The following is a 14787-nucleotide window of genomic DNA, read 5'->3' as shown; positions in this document are numbered from 1 at the left end:
TTCTCCTCCCCCTCCCCAAGCCCCACCCCCTCCTCTCCCAAGACTTTCATCAAATGGGGAGGCCGCGCCACAGGGAGCTATCCACTTTTGCAATGAACGCAGTATGTTAATTATATGAAACTCAAAATGAATTTTTAGAAAGCCATCGAAAAGGCGAATGCATTCCATAGGAGCCCGTTCCAGCGGAAGATCATGGGGACAGCGGGCAAGGTGACGTCAGCACCGGAGAAAAGGGCACGGGCCGCATTGTGGGAGGCAGGGCTTTCCTGCTATGGCAAGGAAAAGCAAAGGCTCTGTTAGTATGTGGTTGTTTCATCTCCACAGTGCGGTAAAAAATAGAGCTTTTTCCAGTTTTCCCCGTGGCGGGATCCACGGTTAAGGCATTTTTCCGATTACCTTTTGGAGTTTCAGGAAAAAAGCATCAACCATTTTCTATAACACAGCCAAAGCAAACCCCGATGGAGTCCGCATGAAAAAGAAATTCGCATTCCTGCTCATGGGAAAAGAGTTCGACACAGCCAAGGATATCTCCGTATTCGAGACGGAACATATGATCAGCTACATTTTCACGGTCACCAGCTTCGAGGAAGCCCTCAAGCGGGCCGTGGCCTGCGCCGAGGACGGCGTGGGCGCCATCGAGGTCTGCGGAGCGTTCGGAAAGGAATGGGCCGACAAAATTATTGCCGCTACGGGGAACAGGGTCGCCGTGGGCTATGTCGTCCACAACCCGGATCAGGATGCCCTGTTCGAGCGTTTTTTCGCCAAAGCCTGACGACAAAAATAGGCTCTGCCGGAGTATGCGGCTGCCTTATCCCCACAGTATGGTGAAAATACAGGCTGTTTATCCAGCTTTCCGTCGATGGGCTTCATGGTTAGGGCATTTTATTGGTTATTCCTTTGGGATTTCAAGAAAGAAAGCCTCAGCCGTTTCCTATGGCACAGCCAAAACAAAAAGCTCCCGGTCAGGCCGACTGGGGGCTTTTTGTTTATTGGAGATAAGGAAAGAATATTATAATGTCCTGCTTGATGCCGGGGAGGGATTCATGGCTTGGATGTGGATAGATGTGGTGATGTGGATAGCTTCCTTTGCCGCATATATTTGAATCTTTGAACGGGAAATTTTAACGCCAGTCTATATTATAATAATATTCTTTGATGAATAACTGTCTCTAAAATGAACAATTTCATGATGAATCTGTTTTTGATTCATCAAGCCCGGCTTTGCTGCCGTTTTGTGGGAGATTTTATGGAATCCCGTATCGCGTATTTCTGGAATGAGCTGTCGGATCGTTATCCTCAGTGGCAAGGGGCGGGAAGCTCTTTTGCAGAGGCTGTATCTCTGCTGGTGGGCTGTGTGAAGAACCACGGAAAAATCCTCATCTGTGGAAACGGTGGAAGCGCAGCCGATGCCGAGCATATTGCGGGCGAACTGATGAAATCCTTTCTGTTGCCGCGCTCGCTGCCGGAAAGTTTTTGCAGCCGTGCCAAGAAGCTCTACCCCCAGCATGCGGATGCCCTGACCCGCTTGCAGGGTGGCATTGCGGCGATCCCGCTGGTTTCCGGCGTTGCCCTGCCGACAGCCTTTGCCAATGATGTGGATGGGCAGCTCTGCTTTGCCCAGCAGGTGTATGCTCTGGCACGTCCCGGCGATGTCGTCTGGGGCATCAGCACGTCGGGCAATTCGGCCAATGTCAATCAGGCGTTACGGGTCGCGCGGCTGTTGTCCTGCCGGACTCTGGGGCTGACAGGCAAGGATGGCGGCGAAATGGCTTCGCTGCTGGATGTGGAGTTGCGGGCTCCGGCATCTTCAACGCCGCAGGTACAGGAGCTCCATCTGCCTCTGTATCATGCTTTATGTGCCTGCATTGAGGCCAGCATCTTCGGCGAGTAGAGCATGCGGCCTTGCTGGGCGGATTTGCCTGTGCAGGCCCCACAGCAAAGCCGGGTTGATACGGGGCGCGCCTGAATGCTGCCGTTTCAGCGGGGCGTTGCGGGGCCTTTGCGTGTGGGGAGGGAATACGCCTACTGGCGAAAGTATGACGCGCGCAACTCCGCGAGGCGTTTTCTGATGTGCTGGGGAAAAATGCGCCGCAGGATTTTCTTGGCCTCGGCCTTGAGCAGGCTGCGTTCTTTCAGCTCATCCAGTTTTTGGGATAGTTGCCGCAGGCTGTCGTCAAAGGGGATGGCCTGCTCTGGCCTGGCTTCGTTAAGGCGGCGCAGCTCACGCAGAAAGTGGCTTTCATATGTAAGCTGGGCCCATTGGGCGTAAGATTGCTGCCGCGCATCGCCTGTTTTGCGGAAGATGCAGGCCGTAAGCGTATCAAGGTTCGCCTCTGCATGGGGTGTTGCCGGAATATCCGCATATTCTTCAGCCAGCGCGATCAGCTTTTGACGTTGCTGAGCCGTGCCAAGATAACGCTGAAAGGCCCCCCTGAGGGGAGTGGGATTGTAAAAAATGTCCATCTCATCAGGAGGAACGGCTGTATCTGCAAAGGAAAGCTGTAAGCCGGTCGCCGAGGAAAGTTTCTCTCCACATTCTTCGGCATAGGAACGGTCAAGGGCAAGCCGCGTAGTATCGGCAACCATATCGCAATGGCACATGCCGACGGCGTGAAACAGGACATAAAATTCGCAAAACAGCTCCCAATTGTCTGGCGTGAAACACCCGGCATCCGCCGTACTCAGGCCGGCGCTATTTCCGGTAAAGCCCAACCGCCTGATAATACTGTCTTCAGTTGCGAGGCGTAAAACAGCAAGGTGGGCTGTTCTCTCGAATTCCTGAGACAAAAGCGAAGCGAACATGCTGTACGGATCACGCAATAGCATGACATGCAGGCCGCCAAAATGCTTTTTGTGCAGGCCAATCCTCAGGAGCGAACGGGTAAAGCCCAAAAACGGCCTGCGGCCGATGCGCCCGGCATGATCCAGAAGACCCTGTATATAGCTGGCTTCATCTGGCGGCAGATGTTTGTAGTGATAGACGGTATCGTGGAATGTTGCCTTGTAGCCGTCCACATGCCCGTTCCCCCTGCACAGCGCGCTGAACTCCATCTGATACGGAAGGTGGGAGCCGTTTCCTGAGGCTGCGGCAAGAAGCCTGTCCCGGTGCAGGGAACCCAGTTCCAGCTTATACGGCTCAAAATAGCAATACGTCCCTTTTTGCCGGAATTTTTTGAAAATATCTGTCTGGCCGCAGCAATAGTAAGAGTGGACAAAAATGGCAGGCTGGCTGTCGGGCCGCCGTTTCACAGGATGGGCGAGCCCCTTCAGCACAGGAGAAAGCCGGATGTGCGGCAGATTCGCAATGCCGCGCAGGCCGGACAAAAGCTCCTCATGCAGAGGGTGGGCAGGGGAACAGACGTTGACCGCGTCAAAATCCCTGCCGAATTCCGTTCCCCAATAACGATATTCCCAGAAATGCGCATTCGCCCCAAACTGTTTCGCCAGATCGGAAAACTGCCCGATTTCTTTCATATTCAGGCTGTGTATGACAAAAAAGAGATCCAGCTTGCGCAGGTTCCCCTTGTCCAGCAGTTCCCGCAGACCGGCGAGGTTCTCCATAAGCCTTTGGAAGCTCGCCCCCCTGACGATGTGTTCATATGTGCCGCATGTTGCCGCGTGGATGGAAATCTGGACATGGGACAACCTGTTCAGGATGCCGAGTTCCTTAAGAAGCGGCGCCGTACAAAGCTGGCCGTTGGTGTGCAGCGCAAAGCGCATGGAGGGATAGGTTTCTGCAATACGGCGGATAAGCTGGCGGGAGTGCCGTGAAAAGAGGGGATCTCCAGCCCCGGAAAGGGAGACGACCTTGGCATTGCGCAGCAATGGAAGAAAGTGGGTTTCGATTTTCCGGTTCAGCTCATCAAGTTCCTGCTGCGAAGACCGTATGGGCATATCCCGGCATGTGATGCAGGAGCAATTGCATTCCTTATCATGGCTGAGCTTAACGGCAATGGGAAGCGGCGGTTTCTCATCCCACACGATATCGTCTTCAGGAAGAAGGAAATCCATGGTTTCCCTGAAGCACTGCATGGCATTGCAGACGGTATGGTCATCGGAAAGCAGCCTTTTTCGCAGCGCCGTCGCTTTGCTGCCATACCAGATCTCTTCAAGGCTTTGCTCAAAAATATTGCCGAGGCAATAGTAATAGCAATATTCGGGACAGCAAGGATAAACATCCCCATTTGAAAAGACTTCAATAAAGGAAAAAGGAAATTTGCAGGACATGGAACCTCCAAAAACTGCCGTCCAGAAATATTTTTGGGGCAAACCCGCATGCCCCGTTTCAACAAAATGGTTTTATGCTGTTCTATGATAAGTGGTTAATGACCTCTAAAAGCCCGGAGATGGTCTGGGCTTGCGGCGTTTCCCCTCCATCCTGGGCAAGGAGGAAAAGTTTGCCCACCCCTCCGGCCATGCCTGCCTGAATATCCGTAAGCGAGTCGCCTACCAGCACGGAGGCGGCAAGATCGATTTCATATTTTTCCGCTGCCTGCATGATCATGCCCGGATGCGGTTTGCGCAGGAAACTCTCCCGCCTGTAACGGCCGATTCCATGAACGGGATGGAAAGGGCAGTAGAAAACATCATGGACAACGGCGCCATGTTTTTGAAATTGCTCCTGCATCCAGTGCATAAGGGCAAAGAAATCTTCTTCGGTATAATACCCTCTGCCGATGCCGGCCTGATTGGTTATGATGATGACCAGATACCCTTTTTGGTTGGCGGCGCGCACCAGAGGAAAAATGTTTTCCACAAAGACAATATGTTCCTTCTTATGCACATAACCAAAGTCCACATTGATAATGCCATCACGATCAAGGAAAAGGGCCTTGTTCATCATTGTCAGGCATACCGTTTCAAATAGGTTTGGGCCAACAGATAGTCCTCCGGGACGCCGATATCTATAAAAGGTTCGTCGATGGGAAACAGGCGGAAGGCCCTGCGGGAGATTTCCCGCGCCAGAAAGTCCTGTTCCAGCGAAAAGCTCGCCGGAAGGTTCTGCCCGTCAAAAAGCGTAACCGGAAAAAGGTAGCTTCCCGCGTTGATGATGCCCGGCCCCTTCCGTCCCTTTTCCAGAAAGCCGGTGACGCGGCGGCCATCCGTCAACAGGCTGCCGTAGCGTGCGGTATCGTCGGATTGTACGCCGAAAAGAATGGGGGCGCGGTGGTGTCGCCAATCCTGCCCGGCTTGTTCCAGATCAACATCAAGAAAGGTATCGCCGTTGAGCGCCAGCACCACGTCCTCGCGGCACTGCTGCATGGCGAAGCGCAAGGCCCCGCCTGTGCCGAGAGGCTCATCCTCGTAGGCGTAGCTGATATGCAGTGAGGCAAAACTGTCGCCGAAATGGGATTCAATGATTTCCGCGAGGTAGCCTACGGAAAGGATGACGTGCCGTATCCCCTTCTTTTCCAGATGCGCCAGCAGGATTTCCAGGAACGGCTTGCCCGCAACAGGGGCCATGGCTTTCGGCAGATCCGGAACGGCGGATCTCAGCCGAGTGCCGAACCCTCCTGCAAGGATGACAGCTTCCCGCATAAAAACACCTCTTTTATTCGTCATGGCAGTGAGTGGCGGCCGAATCAGGCAGCCGGAAAAGGGGCTATGAGCCCCGACTATGCCTGCGGCAATGTGCGTTCATGTGAAGCCCGCAGGTATTCCCTGTAATGCGGCAGCACCTCGGAGGGAGGGCCGTACATGGCGGTCTCGCCATCCCTGAGCCAAAGGATGGAATCGCACGATTCCACAGTGGAAAGCCTGTGGGCGATAATCGCCAGCGTCATTGATCTGGGAAGCGAGGTGATGGTTTTCATGATGGCCGCCTCTACCCCCATGTCCAGCGAGCTTGTGGCCTCGTCAAGAATCAGCAGGTGCGGCGAGGCATACAGGGCGCGCGCAATGGAAAGGCGCTGCAACTGCCCCCCTGAAAGGCCGCTGCCTCCTTCCCCTATAGGGAGGTTGATGCCTTCAGGACGTTGGTTCACAATATCCAGATGGGCCATCCGGCAGGCCTGCCGCACGCGTTCCTCATCATAAGGCCGCCCCCATTGGCTGAAGGCGACGTTCTGCGCGAGCGTGCCCGGCGCAACGTATGGGTTTTGCGCCACATACCCCACCCCAAGCATATAGGCGGCGCGCTCCGAGGGGGACAGGGGGTTCCCATCCACGAGCATCCGCCCGGCAGTAGGCTCAATGAGCCCGCTGAGGATATTGGCCAGAGAGCTTTTCCCCGCCCCGGACTGTCCGACGATCCCCAGCCTCTCCCCTTTGGCAAGCCGGAATGTGACATGGCGCAGGGCGGCCTTCTCAGACGAGGGGTAGAAAAAGGAAACATCCTCAAAGCTGATGGCCTCACTGAATTCCAGCCGCTGTTCGGCTTCCACGGCCGGAGGGATGGGAGCTTTCTGTATCGCGTCAATAAGCCCGGCACACTGGAGCGCCGGATAGTGCGCTCCGCGCAAGGCAACCATGTTCGTCATGGAGCGGTTGAGCAGTGGCAGTACGCGCCATGAGGCAAGCATGATCATGGTCAGCACGCCGGTAATGCGGGACATGGAGGCATCATAAAACGATATCATGATCCACAGCGCCGCGGGGATTACGAGGAAGGCGATGCTTTCCAATATCCATGTGGGGATGGGAGGGGCGACGGTGATGAGCGCCCGGCTCTGCATGGCCTTCATCCCTGCGGAACGGTACGCTTCAAAAAAATACGGCTGCTGTCGGTAGATATGCACTTCCATCATGCCGCGTTTGGCGTTTTCCAGCGCCAGGTATTCCATACTGGAGCACTCGGCGGACTCCTTGCCGGCGGCATCGACGCTTTGTTTGATTCTTTTGTAAATAAAAAAGCATAGCGACGTGACGACAACCAGCGTTGCCAGCAGGACTTCGGGCGTCGCCGAGATGAGTATCAGAAACAGCGCGATGGAGATGACAATATATGTGTAGACCTGCATCAGGTTTACAAGGAAAAATCCGAGCTGGCTGCGCCATGAGAACACTTGGGGGATCTGTCGGGTCTTCCCTGAAAGAAAATCCAGATATGAGCTGTTCAGAAAGTAGCGGAAGAGCGTTTCCCCGGCATACTGAGCCACAGCTTCGCCCAACATGGCGGTGCGCATCCCTGCCAGGGCGGACATGGCGTTCTTGACGATGGTAAGCCCCGCCACCAGAAGGGCCACCCAGAAGGCGAATATTCTGACATCGGACTGGAGGCTATGGAGGCTTGGAAAGATATCAAAGGCATACCTGACCAGAGGCAGGCTCATCGTCTTGTCGGGAGAGGCGACGCTCAGCGCCAAAAAAGAAAGCGAAAGAATGGATAATGCTTCAAAGATGGCGATCACCAGCATCAGCAAAAAGACAAGGAGGATTTTTCGGCGGATAAAGGCCGGCATTATCCTGTAAATGGTCAGGAAATCCCTGAGCAACATATTCTGGATATTCTGAAAGAGGGACATAATGCTTGTATCCTGTGCCGACTGGCGTGATCAGTGCTGTTTTTCCGTCCGCGTGCCGCTGCCATTCCGCAGCGTTCCATAAACCATGCCGTCTACAACGGTTTGGGCAAAGGCATCCCATGTAAAGGCCGCGGATCTGGCAAGTCCCTTGCGGCGTAATGTCTTTTGGAGAGCTTCATGTTCCAGAAGTTCGCCCATCCTCGCCGCGAGCGCTTCCACATCCGAGGGAGGGACATACAGGGCGGCATCGCCGCCTATCTCCGGCAGCGATGTACTGTTCGCAGCAATAACGGGCGCGCCGCAGGACATGGCTTCAAGGACAGGAAGGCCGAACCCTTCATATTCCGAGAGATACAGGAAAGCACGGCAGCCGCTCAGGAGGGCCGCGACAGCCTCGTCGGGGAGAAAGCCCGTCAGGTGGATCTGCCGGGTTTCTGCGCATTCCCGCATGATTCCGCCGCAGTTCCAGCCCTTCTGCCCTACAAGCAGGAGGTGCGCATCAGGATGTTTTTCCACCAGGCGGCGAAATGCACGGATAACGCAGGTAAGTCCTTTTCGTGGCTCCACGGTAGCCAGGCTGACAAAAAACGGCGTATGGGCGGGGATGCCAAGAGCACGCAGGACGGATTCCGTTTGCCCTCCGTCTGCCGCATGAAAATGATCGCCGCCGCCAAGGAGGGCTACGCGGACCTTGTCCCCATCCGCACCGGGGAAGAAGGAGAGGAAGTCCTGCCGTGTAAACTGGGAATTGGCCCAGATGATGTCCGCTTTCCGCAGATGCTGGCGCATGAGATCAAGGCAAGGCCCGTAAAAAGGGTGTTTGTCCCGCAGCCGCAGGGGGATGATGTCATGCAGCACAACGCATGACCGTATGCCGGGCATGGCGGAAACCTCATGGGGGACGGGCTGAAAGCACGAAAACCAGACAGCTTTTCCCCTGGCTGGCATATGCGGCAGAATCGCTTGGCGCAGTGCCTCGCAGGGTTGATCGTACAGGGCAAACGGGCGGACACCGGCAGCCTGTTTGAGCCAGCCCTGCACCCTGCTCGGCAGGGGGGCCAATATCCGGCGGATGGCAGGTTTCAGCTTCTTCCCGTGCCATGAGCCGGATGGGTTCTTGGACAAGGCAAGGTGAAGGAGGGAAGCGTTACGCGCCCAAGGGTTATGCTCCAGAAAGCGGCGTACATCGTTTTCCATGCCGCTGGGGGAGATCAGCAGTACACGGATATCCTCCCGTCGGACGAAGGCCCGCAGCGCGCGTGTTGCCATGCGGCCTATGCCGGTTTTGTGGATATCCGACTGTTCCCAGAGGGCAAGCGGGGCCGCATCGAAAAAGAATGGAACAGGGGCTTTCCCAGGGGGCATATCGCCGGCGCTGCCGTCTGCCTGCCTCCGCATGCCCTCAAGCGCAGCCCGATAGGTATCCATGCGGCTGTATTCGTAAAATAGCCTGATCGACTCTTCACGGAGAGGAGGAAGCATCTCTTTGCGCTGCGTCAGGGTGACGATACAGTCCAGCATGGACGCCCGGCCCGGAAGGGCATGCCAGGGATGCACCGCGTTCAGCCCCCGGCTCCCGGCGCCGCCGCACAACAAAGGCCGCCCATAGCTCAGGGCTTCCAGCGACTTGATCTTGATGCCTGTCCCGCTGAAGTCGGGATTGATCACCAGATGCAGATCAGCGTAAAAACGCTCAAGGTTTTCGACACGGCCAAGAAGATGTACTGAAGGGTCGCGCGATTTGATAAAATTGCAGACGTCCCCGGCAATATGCAGCTCGGTGCAACCATGCAGGCGGGATTCGCGTTCCCAGCGGATCAGGAAGTCGCCGACGGCGTGCCGGTTGCTTTCGTTGTCACTGGCAAGCACTCCGACAGCCAGCTTATCATGGACGCGAGGCAGAGGGAGCCGAGTGTTGTCCGGGAAAGGAATTTTGAAGATCACAACCTGCCGCTGTGAACACAGCTGCCGTTCATACAGCGCCTTCTCTTCATCCTGAATCGCAAAAATAATATCAGCCCGCTTCATGCAGCGCGCCTGTTCAGCTTCCTCAAGGTTCAGCCACGCCGAACGTGCGGGAAGGCCCTGCCGTTCAAACAAGGCGGCGCGCCCGGCAAAATTATCATGCATGAAGAGATATTTTTTTATTCCTTTCGGCACACAAGCGAGCACACGGGACAGCCAAGGCTGGTGCACGATGACGCCGCAATACCTTCCATCCTCCAGCAGGAGCGCGCAGGCATCAAGCAACTCACTCCCGCACCATGTATCCAAGTTGGGGGCGGTAACCCCGTCCGCCAATCGTTCCTGACGCGCTGTCCGGGGGTAGATTACGGCTGTGCGCTCAAAGTGCCGCTGAAGCACTTCGGCATCCTCACGCGAACAGCCGTCCATAGCGTAGACAAGGGCATCAAGGGCATACCCCATGTCCCGCAACAGCCGGCACTGGGTACGGACGGCCGTCGCCACGCCGCTGGGCAGCAAAGGGTTGCAGCTAAAGACCACAAGGCAGCGCGCCTTTTCCGTACACAGGGGAGAGGCGAGCAGGATATCCTGTTGAAGGGAAGCGTTGCCGCGCAAAAAAGACAGCGGGCTGTGCGTGCCCCTGTTCAGGTTTGCCTTGAGGCGCTGCCAGAACAGGGGGCGGTCATACAGCCAGAGGTCATAGGCTTTACGGAGTGAAGGCATGTTTTTTCTATCCAATAACAATACTATGCCGAGCATGAGGCTTTAAATAAACCAAGGAATCCGGCAACGCTGCATGAAAGGATTATTTTTTGTGGACTCTAAGATAAAGGTGGACAATGCCGTTATACGCCAAAAATTCCAGTTCAAGCCCTGATGTGGGGAGCCACTCGGAAAGGGCCTTTGATTCGCCCTTTTCCAGCCCCCATGACCAGTCGTCAAAGACAAGGATTGCACCATCAACCAGCCTGTCCCGAAGAAAATCAAGGCACTCGACAGCCGGCTGATAAAGGTCGGAGTCGATTCTTGCATAACAAATTTTATCGATGCCTTGAATTTCCGGCCTCTTGAATGACTCGGAAAACCATCCCTTGATCAAGGAAATATTAGGGCGTTCATGGGTTTTGAGCAGGTTGCAGACCTTTTCATAGGTTGTTGAAAACTGGCCGCGCTCCCATCCGGGATAGTCGTTTTCACCTGGTTCCGGTAACCCTTCAAAACTGTCAAAACCAATAATTTTTTTATTCAAGCCTATACGGTTGCAGGACTGCCAGAGCCTTTCAATCCATCCCCCTTCAAAAACGCCAAACTCAACGATATCGCCTTCAATGTTCTTTTGTTTCAGATCGAGAAGGAGATCCTCGGCATAGACTGCCTCAACCTCATCCATGATGTTCTTAATAGGCAGTCCATATTTTGAATTCCAATCCCATGAACTTGCCAAGGGGCGTTTGGGTGAGACGGGGGCGTTATGAATGGAATTGCAAAACCAGTTGTCAAAAGAGTTCCAGTCGTTGACTGCCGCTTTTTCAGTATGTTTTATGTCTTCGCCATGAGAGGCTTCACAGTCATTTCCAAGGATTTTTTTTAGAAATGGAATCATGTTGCTTTCCTTCTTTTACTATTAAAGATAATCAGGTTTTTTTACGGCAATATATATTGCAGCCCTTTGGACATCTTTTACTTCAATGCCTAATTTATTGATAAAATCTTTTTGCTGGTGTGGGGTGTAGTCAATATCCGTTACAAGCCGTATTTCCTGCCACGGCTGTTTGGCTGCTGCCGAACATATTTGGGCAATCGACAGTCGGTTGATTTGATCGGAATCATAAATTTGCGAACAAATGGCATCGGCATGTTTTTGAGGGACGGATCTTTTTACCAGAGCTTCACGCAGCTCATCTTTCATCATGTATAAGTGTGAAAAAGGCCTGACCGGACAGTTTTCATCACCAAAGGAATAGAGTGTATCATCGCAAAGTATATATGTGTGATGGCCAACCGCCGAATGCCACAGGGGGCATCCATGCAGAATGGCCCAGCCCCCTGGTGCGAGCCGTTCAAACGCGCATTCAAAGAACTCAGCCATATTGACTATATGCTCCATGACTGCACAGCCGTAGATGATATCAAAAGCATTGGATGCGGATGTCATGCTTTCAAACGGCAGCCGGACAAGCGAAACGCCGTACTGGGACAGGGCTTCATCGGTTAACGCGGTGTTAGGATAGGGATTGCTGACTACGACGCGTTCTCCAGTCAGCCTGTGCCAGAGGCGGGCGATGCCAAATTCCCCATCGCCGCCAATTTCACAAACCCTGCGGCCCTGCAGCGTGTTGAACCCCCCCAAATCTATCAGGCGCTGCAATACGGGAAGCTGATAATGTTCCAGGTTCAAGCCTTCAGAATTCTCTTTGATTGATTCCCTCAGGTAGCCTTCGTTTTTGATGCGGGCATGCAGCCGTTCAATGACGGGATAGGCGGAATCCTTCAGACCCTTTTTGAGGTTGTCAGGTAACATTTTGAAAAGTTTACGAAAGAGGGTCATTGGCCACAGCTCCTTTTTCTTGCCTGTTGAATCAGGAAATCAAAACCTTCCAGGCTGGTTTCATAAAATGTCCTGTACCGTTGCCGGCTGCACTCGGCGAGCTCTCCAAGCAGTTGGGGCTGCCTGAAGATGTGGAACACCGCGGCGGCAACTTCCTCTACCGTTGCGTGTGAGTGCATTGGGTGCCCTGTTTCTATTCCCTTGCATCCAAAGGCGGTTGTCACAAGCGGCATGCCGTATGACATGGCCTGTACCGTTTTGACATTGATTCCTGTGCCCAGCGTGACCGGCGAGACAACAAGGTCAACATCCGCATAAAAACCGGCGATATCTTCCACAAAACCGAGGAGCTTGACCCAGGGGCAGTGGAATGCCTCGCGTTTGCAGGCGGAGACATCTTTAATCATGGTTGAAACTTGGCCGGCTATTCTGACCTCAAAGGGAGGGGCCGCCTGCTGGGACTGCACGGCGTGAAGGAAATCGGTAACAAGATCCAGATTGATCCTGTTGGCGCTTGCAACCAGGCCGACGGCGTGTACCCTTTCAAAACTGCGCTGCAAAAAATGCGGAGGTTCCACATGGGGAATGACAATAGCTGAATCCTGGCCGCTGACTTCGTTAAAGTATCTGGCCTCTTCCTCTCTGCGCGCGATTACGATGTCGGCACGGCGCAGGTAGCGGCCCTCGTCTTCAGGGCTACAGGAAAAAAATTCTGTTTTAACGCCGCGTGCTTTTTGTGCGGCATAGCGTCCGCCCATCTTGTCGTGCGTATCAATGACCTTCAGGATATGTTTGGGAACGAATTCCAGCATCTTTGACTGGAACACATAGGAACAGAACAGGACGTCTACGGAATGAAGGGAGCACAACCAGGCGATATGCTCGCCCAGCCCCTTTTCGTACCAGCCGTCAAAAGGGACATCGACCCCCAAATGGCTTTCATCATGGAACGGGTAGGGAAGGGTGGCCACGCTGTCCCAGGCCCTGTGCATGGCGGCCATGTCTTCGGGGGTACAGCGATCAAGTTCCAGAAGGCCAAAATGGGCTTCACAGCCTTTTTCCCTGAAAATTTTCCCGAAGAATTGGATGGTGCTGCGGTTTCCATGGCTTGCCGGATGTGAGGGATAGGGGGAATAATACAGGATGCGTACCGGCCTGTCGGTTTCATTCACGGTTGCTGGGATATAGCGATCCTGAGCCGCCAAAGCTGCTGCTTCTTCATCTGAGACACCTTTTCCCTGCTGTTGCTGTAGCGGCTGCCCAACATCGGGCAGATACGCCTCCAGGTCAGCACACAAAACCGCCAGGGAGGAATTGTCAGTAAAGCCGATGAAACCTTCCGACTGCTCCAAAAGACAGATATTTTTTCTTTCAGTGCTGAACAGGCCAACTCCCTTTTTAAAGAGCAGGAGATGCAGCGAAAGAAGGGGGACAGAGCGGGTGATCCTGAAAAAGGGGGCCTTGAATGATTCGCCCTGTCCTATAGGGACGATATGGCCATCTTTCAGCTGTGCCCCAGCTCCATGCAAAGAGCCGTCCGCCGCCAGGAGGCGGCAGCCGCACAGGTGAACCTCAGGCGACTGCTTGAGTATCGCCAGTGCGCTGTCCAGTCCTTTCAGCAGCAACGTACCGTCCTTGACCAGCAGGACGGCGTCACAGCTGCAACTCTTTTCAATAAGAGCCAGATGTTCCAGAAAAAGAACCGGTGGAATGTCAAGGTGCTTCCACGCTACGGCGAGTTGCGATACCCACTCAGGGAGTTTTTTTCCCCAGAATACGATTTCGCATGCCAGCCCAGCCTTTTCACAGGCTGTAAGCAGGGCCCCAACCATATTTCGCGTGGTTGAAGCGTCTTCATGAAGCTGAATTGCCAGGGAGACAACGGGAACGCCTCGAATCTGTGTTGAAATGGATTGCTTTGCATAGTAATCGGCAATGCACTTGGGAGGCAGGATTTCACAGCGCGCAAGGAAATGGACTATCTTGTCTATTTCAATATTCAGGTTTTTATCCGATTCAGGAACAGCCAGCAAAGAAACATGAGCTGGAATAAAAGATATTGTGTAACAAATGATATGGTCAATTTTTTCAAGTAGTGAAGAATCTACAGCACGAAGTTCAGAAGTATCGTCGCAGATACAGAAAATTATACCATGAGGGGATACGTAACGCATCGTATCCAAAAGGCTATGCTTTAGATCTGCTACGGGAACCAGAAAGCCTGAATAGCAATCGCCAACTTCATAACAGTAGTCCGCTACAGATGCGCTGTGGCTCCGTGCAAATGCGCGATAAACGCCTAGCTTTCGTAATGAAGCAATATTTTTGGCAAACAAATCGTCTTGCTCTGTAAAGGCCTCTACATTATAGGAAGCGGTTTTCAGGCAATGCAAAAAAGTAAGCAGCCCTTTGCCCGCGCGTGCGTTTTTGTCAAAACAGAGCAAAAAATTTTGGCTGTTGTCTTTTCGTTGTATCGCGAGCTTATGTATTTCAGCCAGAGAGGCGAACAGCATACCCCTTAAGCCGAATTTCCGAAGCTTGGCAACCACGTTGACAAGGCCGTAATAAAGCCCCCCGTGTCTCTGAAGATAGGAAGCCCCGAAAAAGAACGACAGTATGGTGACGGCCTCCCAGTGCGGGAGGTCGGCGCACGCTTTTCCTATCCTGTGCCGATCTGCAAGAAGTTCATAAAAATAAGGCCAGCCACGGGCGAGAGTTTTCCTGACGTTGCGAAAAGAACCTTCGCAAACATAGGCGCACGGCAGTAGAAAAAGGCAGGCCAGCGGGGAAGGAGCAGGGGTATTCATAGCA

11 protein-coding genes and 1 pseudogene are annotated in these 14787 nt (G+C 53.7%); 3 read left to right on the top strand and 9 right to left on the bottom strand.

What is annotated here, in order from left to right:
* Positions 1-469 precede the first annotated feature (469 nt).
* The 3 genes from ACZM8Y_RS09365 to ACZM8Y_RS09355 all read left to right on the top strand — a co-directional run bounded on the left by ACZM8Y_RS09365 (position 470) and on the right by ACZM8Y_RS09355 (position 1891).
* Positions 470-772, top strand: coding sequence for a DUF6506 family protein (locus tag ACZM8Y_RS09365; RefSeq protein WP_482330881.1), 303 nt, complete (start codon positions 470-472; stop codon positions 770-772).
* A 25-nt stretch (positions 773-797) separates the two neighbouring features.
* On the top strand, positions 798-1103 hold the full coding sequence (locus ACZM8Y_RS09360) for a hypothetical protein (RefSeq protein WP_482330886.1): 306 nt from the start codon (positions 798-800) through the stop codon (positions 1101-1103).
* Between the two features lie 143 nt (positions 1104-1246).
* The gene (locus ACZM8Y_RS09355; protein ID WP_479858318.1) at positions 1247-1891 is read left to right on the top strand and encodes a D-sedoheptulose-7-phosphate isomerase; all 645 of its coding nucleotides are present in this window, start codon (positions 1247-1249) and stop codon (positions 1889-1891) included.
* 131 nt (positions 1892-2022) lie between these two features.
* Here ACZM8Y_RS09355 and ACZM8Y_RS09350 read toward each other — a convergent pair whose 3' ends face one another.
* From ACZM8Y_RS09350 to ACZM8Y_RS09310, 9 genes and pseudogenes are all read right to left on the bottom strand, one after another.
* Entirely contained in the window at positions 2023-3894 is a 1872-nt protein-coding gene (locus ACZM8Y_RS09350) for a radical SAM protein (RefSeq protein WP_487479953.1), read from the bottom strand.
* Positions 3895-4095: 201 nt separating this feature from the next.
* Positions 4096-4227, bottom strand: a pseudogene (locus ACZM8Y_RS09345) (SPASM domain-containing protein); the annotation flags it as partial.
* 82 nt (positions 4228-4309) lie between these two features.
* Positions 4310-4843: a D-glycero-alpha-D-manno-heptose-1,7-bisphosphate 7-phosphatase gene (locus tag ACZM8Y_RS09340; protein WP_302552068.1), complete on the bottom strand. Its 534-nt coding sequence runs from the start codon at positions 4841-4843 to the stop codon at positions 4310-4312.
* 2 nt (positions 4844-4845) lie between these two features.
* Positions 4846-5538, bottom strand: coding sequence for a nucleotidyltransferase family protein (locus tag ACZM8Y_RS09335; protein ID WP_302552067.1), 693 nt, complete (start codon positions 5536-5538; stop codon positions 4846-4848).
* Between the two features lie 77 nt (positions 5539-5615).
* Positions 5616-7463 carry an ATP-binding cassette domain-containing protein gene (locus tag ACZM8Y_RS09330; RefSeq protein WP_482330900.1) on the bottom strand — a complete coding sequence of 616 codons (1848 nt, stop codon included), beginning with the start codon at positions 7461-7463 and terminating at the stop codon, positions 5616-5618.
* A gap of 30 nt (positions 7464-7493) precedes the next feature.
* Positions 7494-10151, bottom strand: a complete 2658-nt coding sequence (locus tag ACZM8Y_RS09325) for a glycosyltransferase (RefSeq protein ID WP_482330905.1) — start codon at positions 10149-10151, stop codon at positions 7494-7496.
* 82 nt (positions 10152-10233) lie between these two features.
* On the bottom strand, positions 10234-11031 hold the full coding sequence (locus ACZM8Y_RS09320; protein WP_482330909.1) for a TylF/MycF/NovP-related O-methyltransferase: 798 nt from the start codon (positions 11029-11031) through the stop codon (positions 10234-10236).
* 21 nt (positions 11032-11052) lie between these two features.
* On the bottom strand, positions 11053-11976 hold the full coding sequence (locus ACZM8Y_RS09315) for a class I SAM-dependent methyltransferase (RefSeq protein ID WP_482330913.1): 924 nt from the start codon (positions 11974-11976) through the stop codon (positions 11053-11055).
* Positions 11973-14783 (bottom strand): glycosyltransferase, encoded by a 2811-nt coding sequence (locus tag ACZM8Y_RS09310; protein ID WP_482330917.1) that lies wholly within the window; start codon positions 14781-14783, stop codon positions 11973-11975. Before ACZM8Y_RS09310 ends, ACZM8Y_RS09315 begins: the two co-directional genes overlap by 4 nt.
* Between the last annotated feature and the right edge of the window lie 4 nt (positions 14784-14787).

The organism is Bilophila sp., from assembly GCF_057864385.1.
The sequence above is the reverse complement of the archived record's forward strand: the minus strand, read 5'-3'. Positions and strand labels throughout refer to the sequence as shown.

Coding starts and splice junctions, on each gene's coding strand:
- ACZM8Y_RS09320 (WP_482330909.1), bottom strand. CDS start 11,031: ATGATTCCATTTCTAAAAAAAATCCTTGGAAATGACTGTGAAGCCTCT.
- ACZM8Y_RS09365 (WP_482330881.1), top strand. CDS start 470: ATGAAAAAGAAATTCGCATTCCTGCTCATGGGAAAAGAGTTCGACACA.
- ACZM8Y_RS09310 (WP_482330917.1), bottom strand. CDS start 14,783: ATGAATACCCCTGCTCCTTCCCCGCTGGCCTGCCTTTTTCTACTGCCG.
- ACZM8Y_RS09360 (WP_482330886.1), top strand. CDS start 798: ATGCGGCTGCCTTATCCCCACAGTATGGTGAAAATACAGGCTGTTTAT.
- ACZM8Y_RS09325 (WP_482330905.1), bottom strand. CDS start 10,151: ATGCCTTCACTCCGTAAAGCCTATGACCTCTGGCTGTATGACCGCCCC.
- ACZM8Y_RS09340 (WP_302552068.1), bottom strand. CDS start 4,843: ATGATGAACAAGGCCCTTTTCCTTGATCGTGATGGCATTATCAATGTG.
- ACZM8Y_RS09350 (WP_487479953.1), bottom strand. CDS start 3,894: ATGCCCATACGGTCTTCGCAGCAGGAACTTGATGAGCTGAACCGGAAA.
- ACZM8Y_RS09355 (WP_479858318.1), top strand. CDS start 1,247: ATGGAATCCCGTATCGCGTATTTCTGGAATGAGCTGTCGGATCGTTAT.
- ACZM8Y_RS09330 (WP_482330900.1), bottom strand. CDS start 7,463: ATGTCCCTCTTTCAGAATATCCAGAATATGTTGCTCAGGGATTTCCTG.
- ACZM8Y_RS09315 (WP_482330913.1), bottom strand. CDS start 11,976: ATGACCCTCTTTCGTAAACTTTTCAAAATGTTACCTGACAACCTCAAA.
- ACZM8Y_RS09335 (WP_302552067.1), bottom strand. CDS start 5,538: ATGCGGGAAGCTGTCATCCTTGCAGGAGGGTTCGGCACTCGGCTGAGA.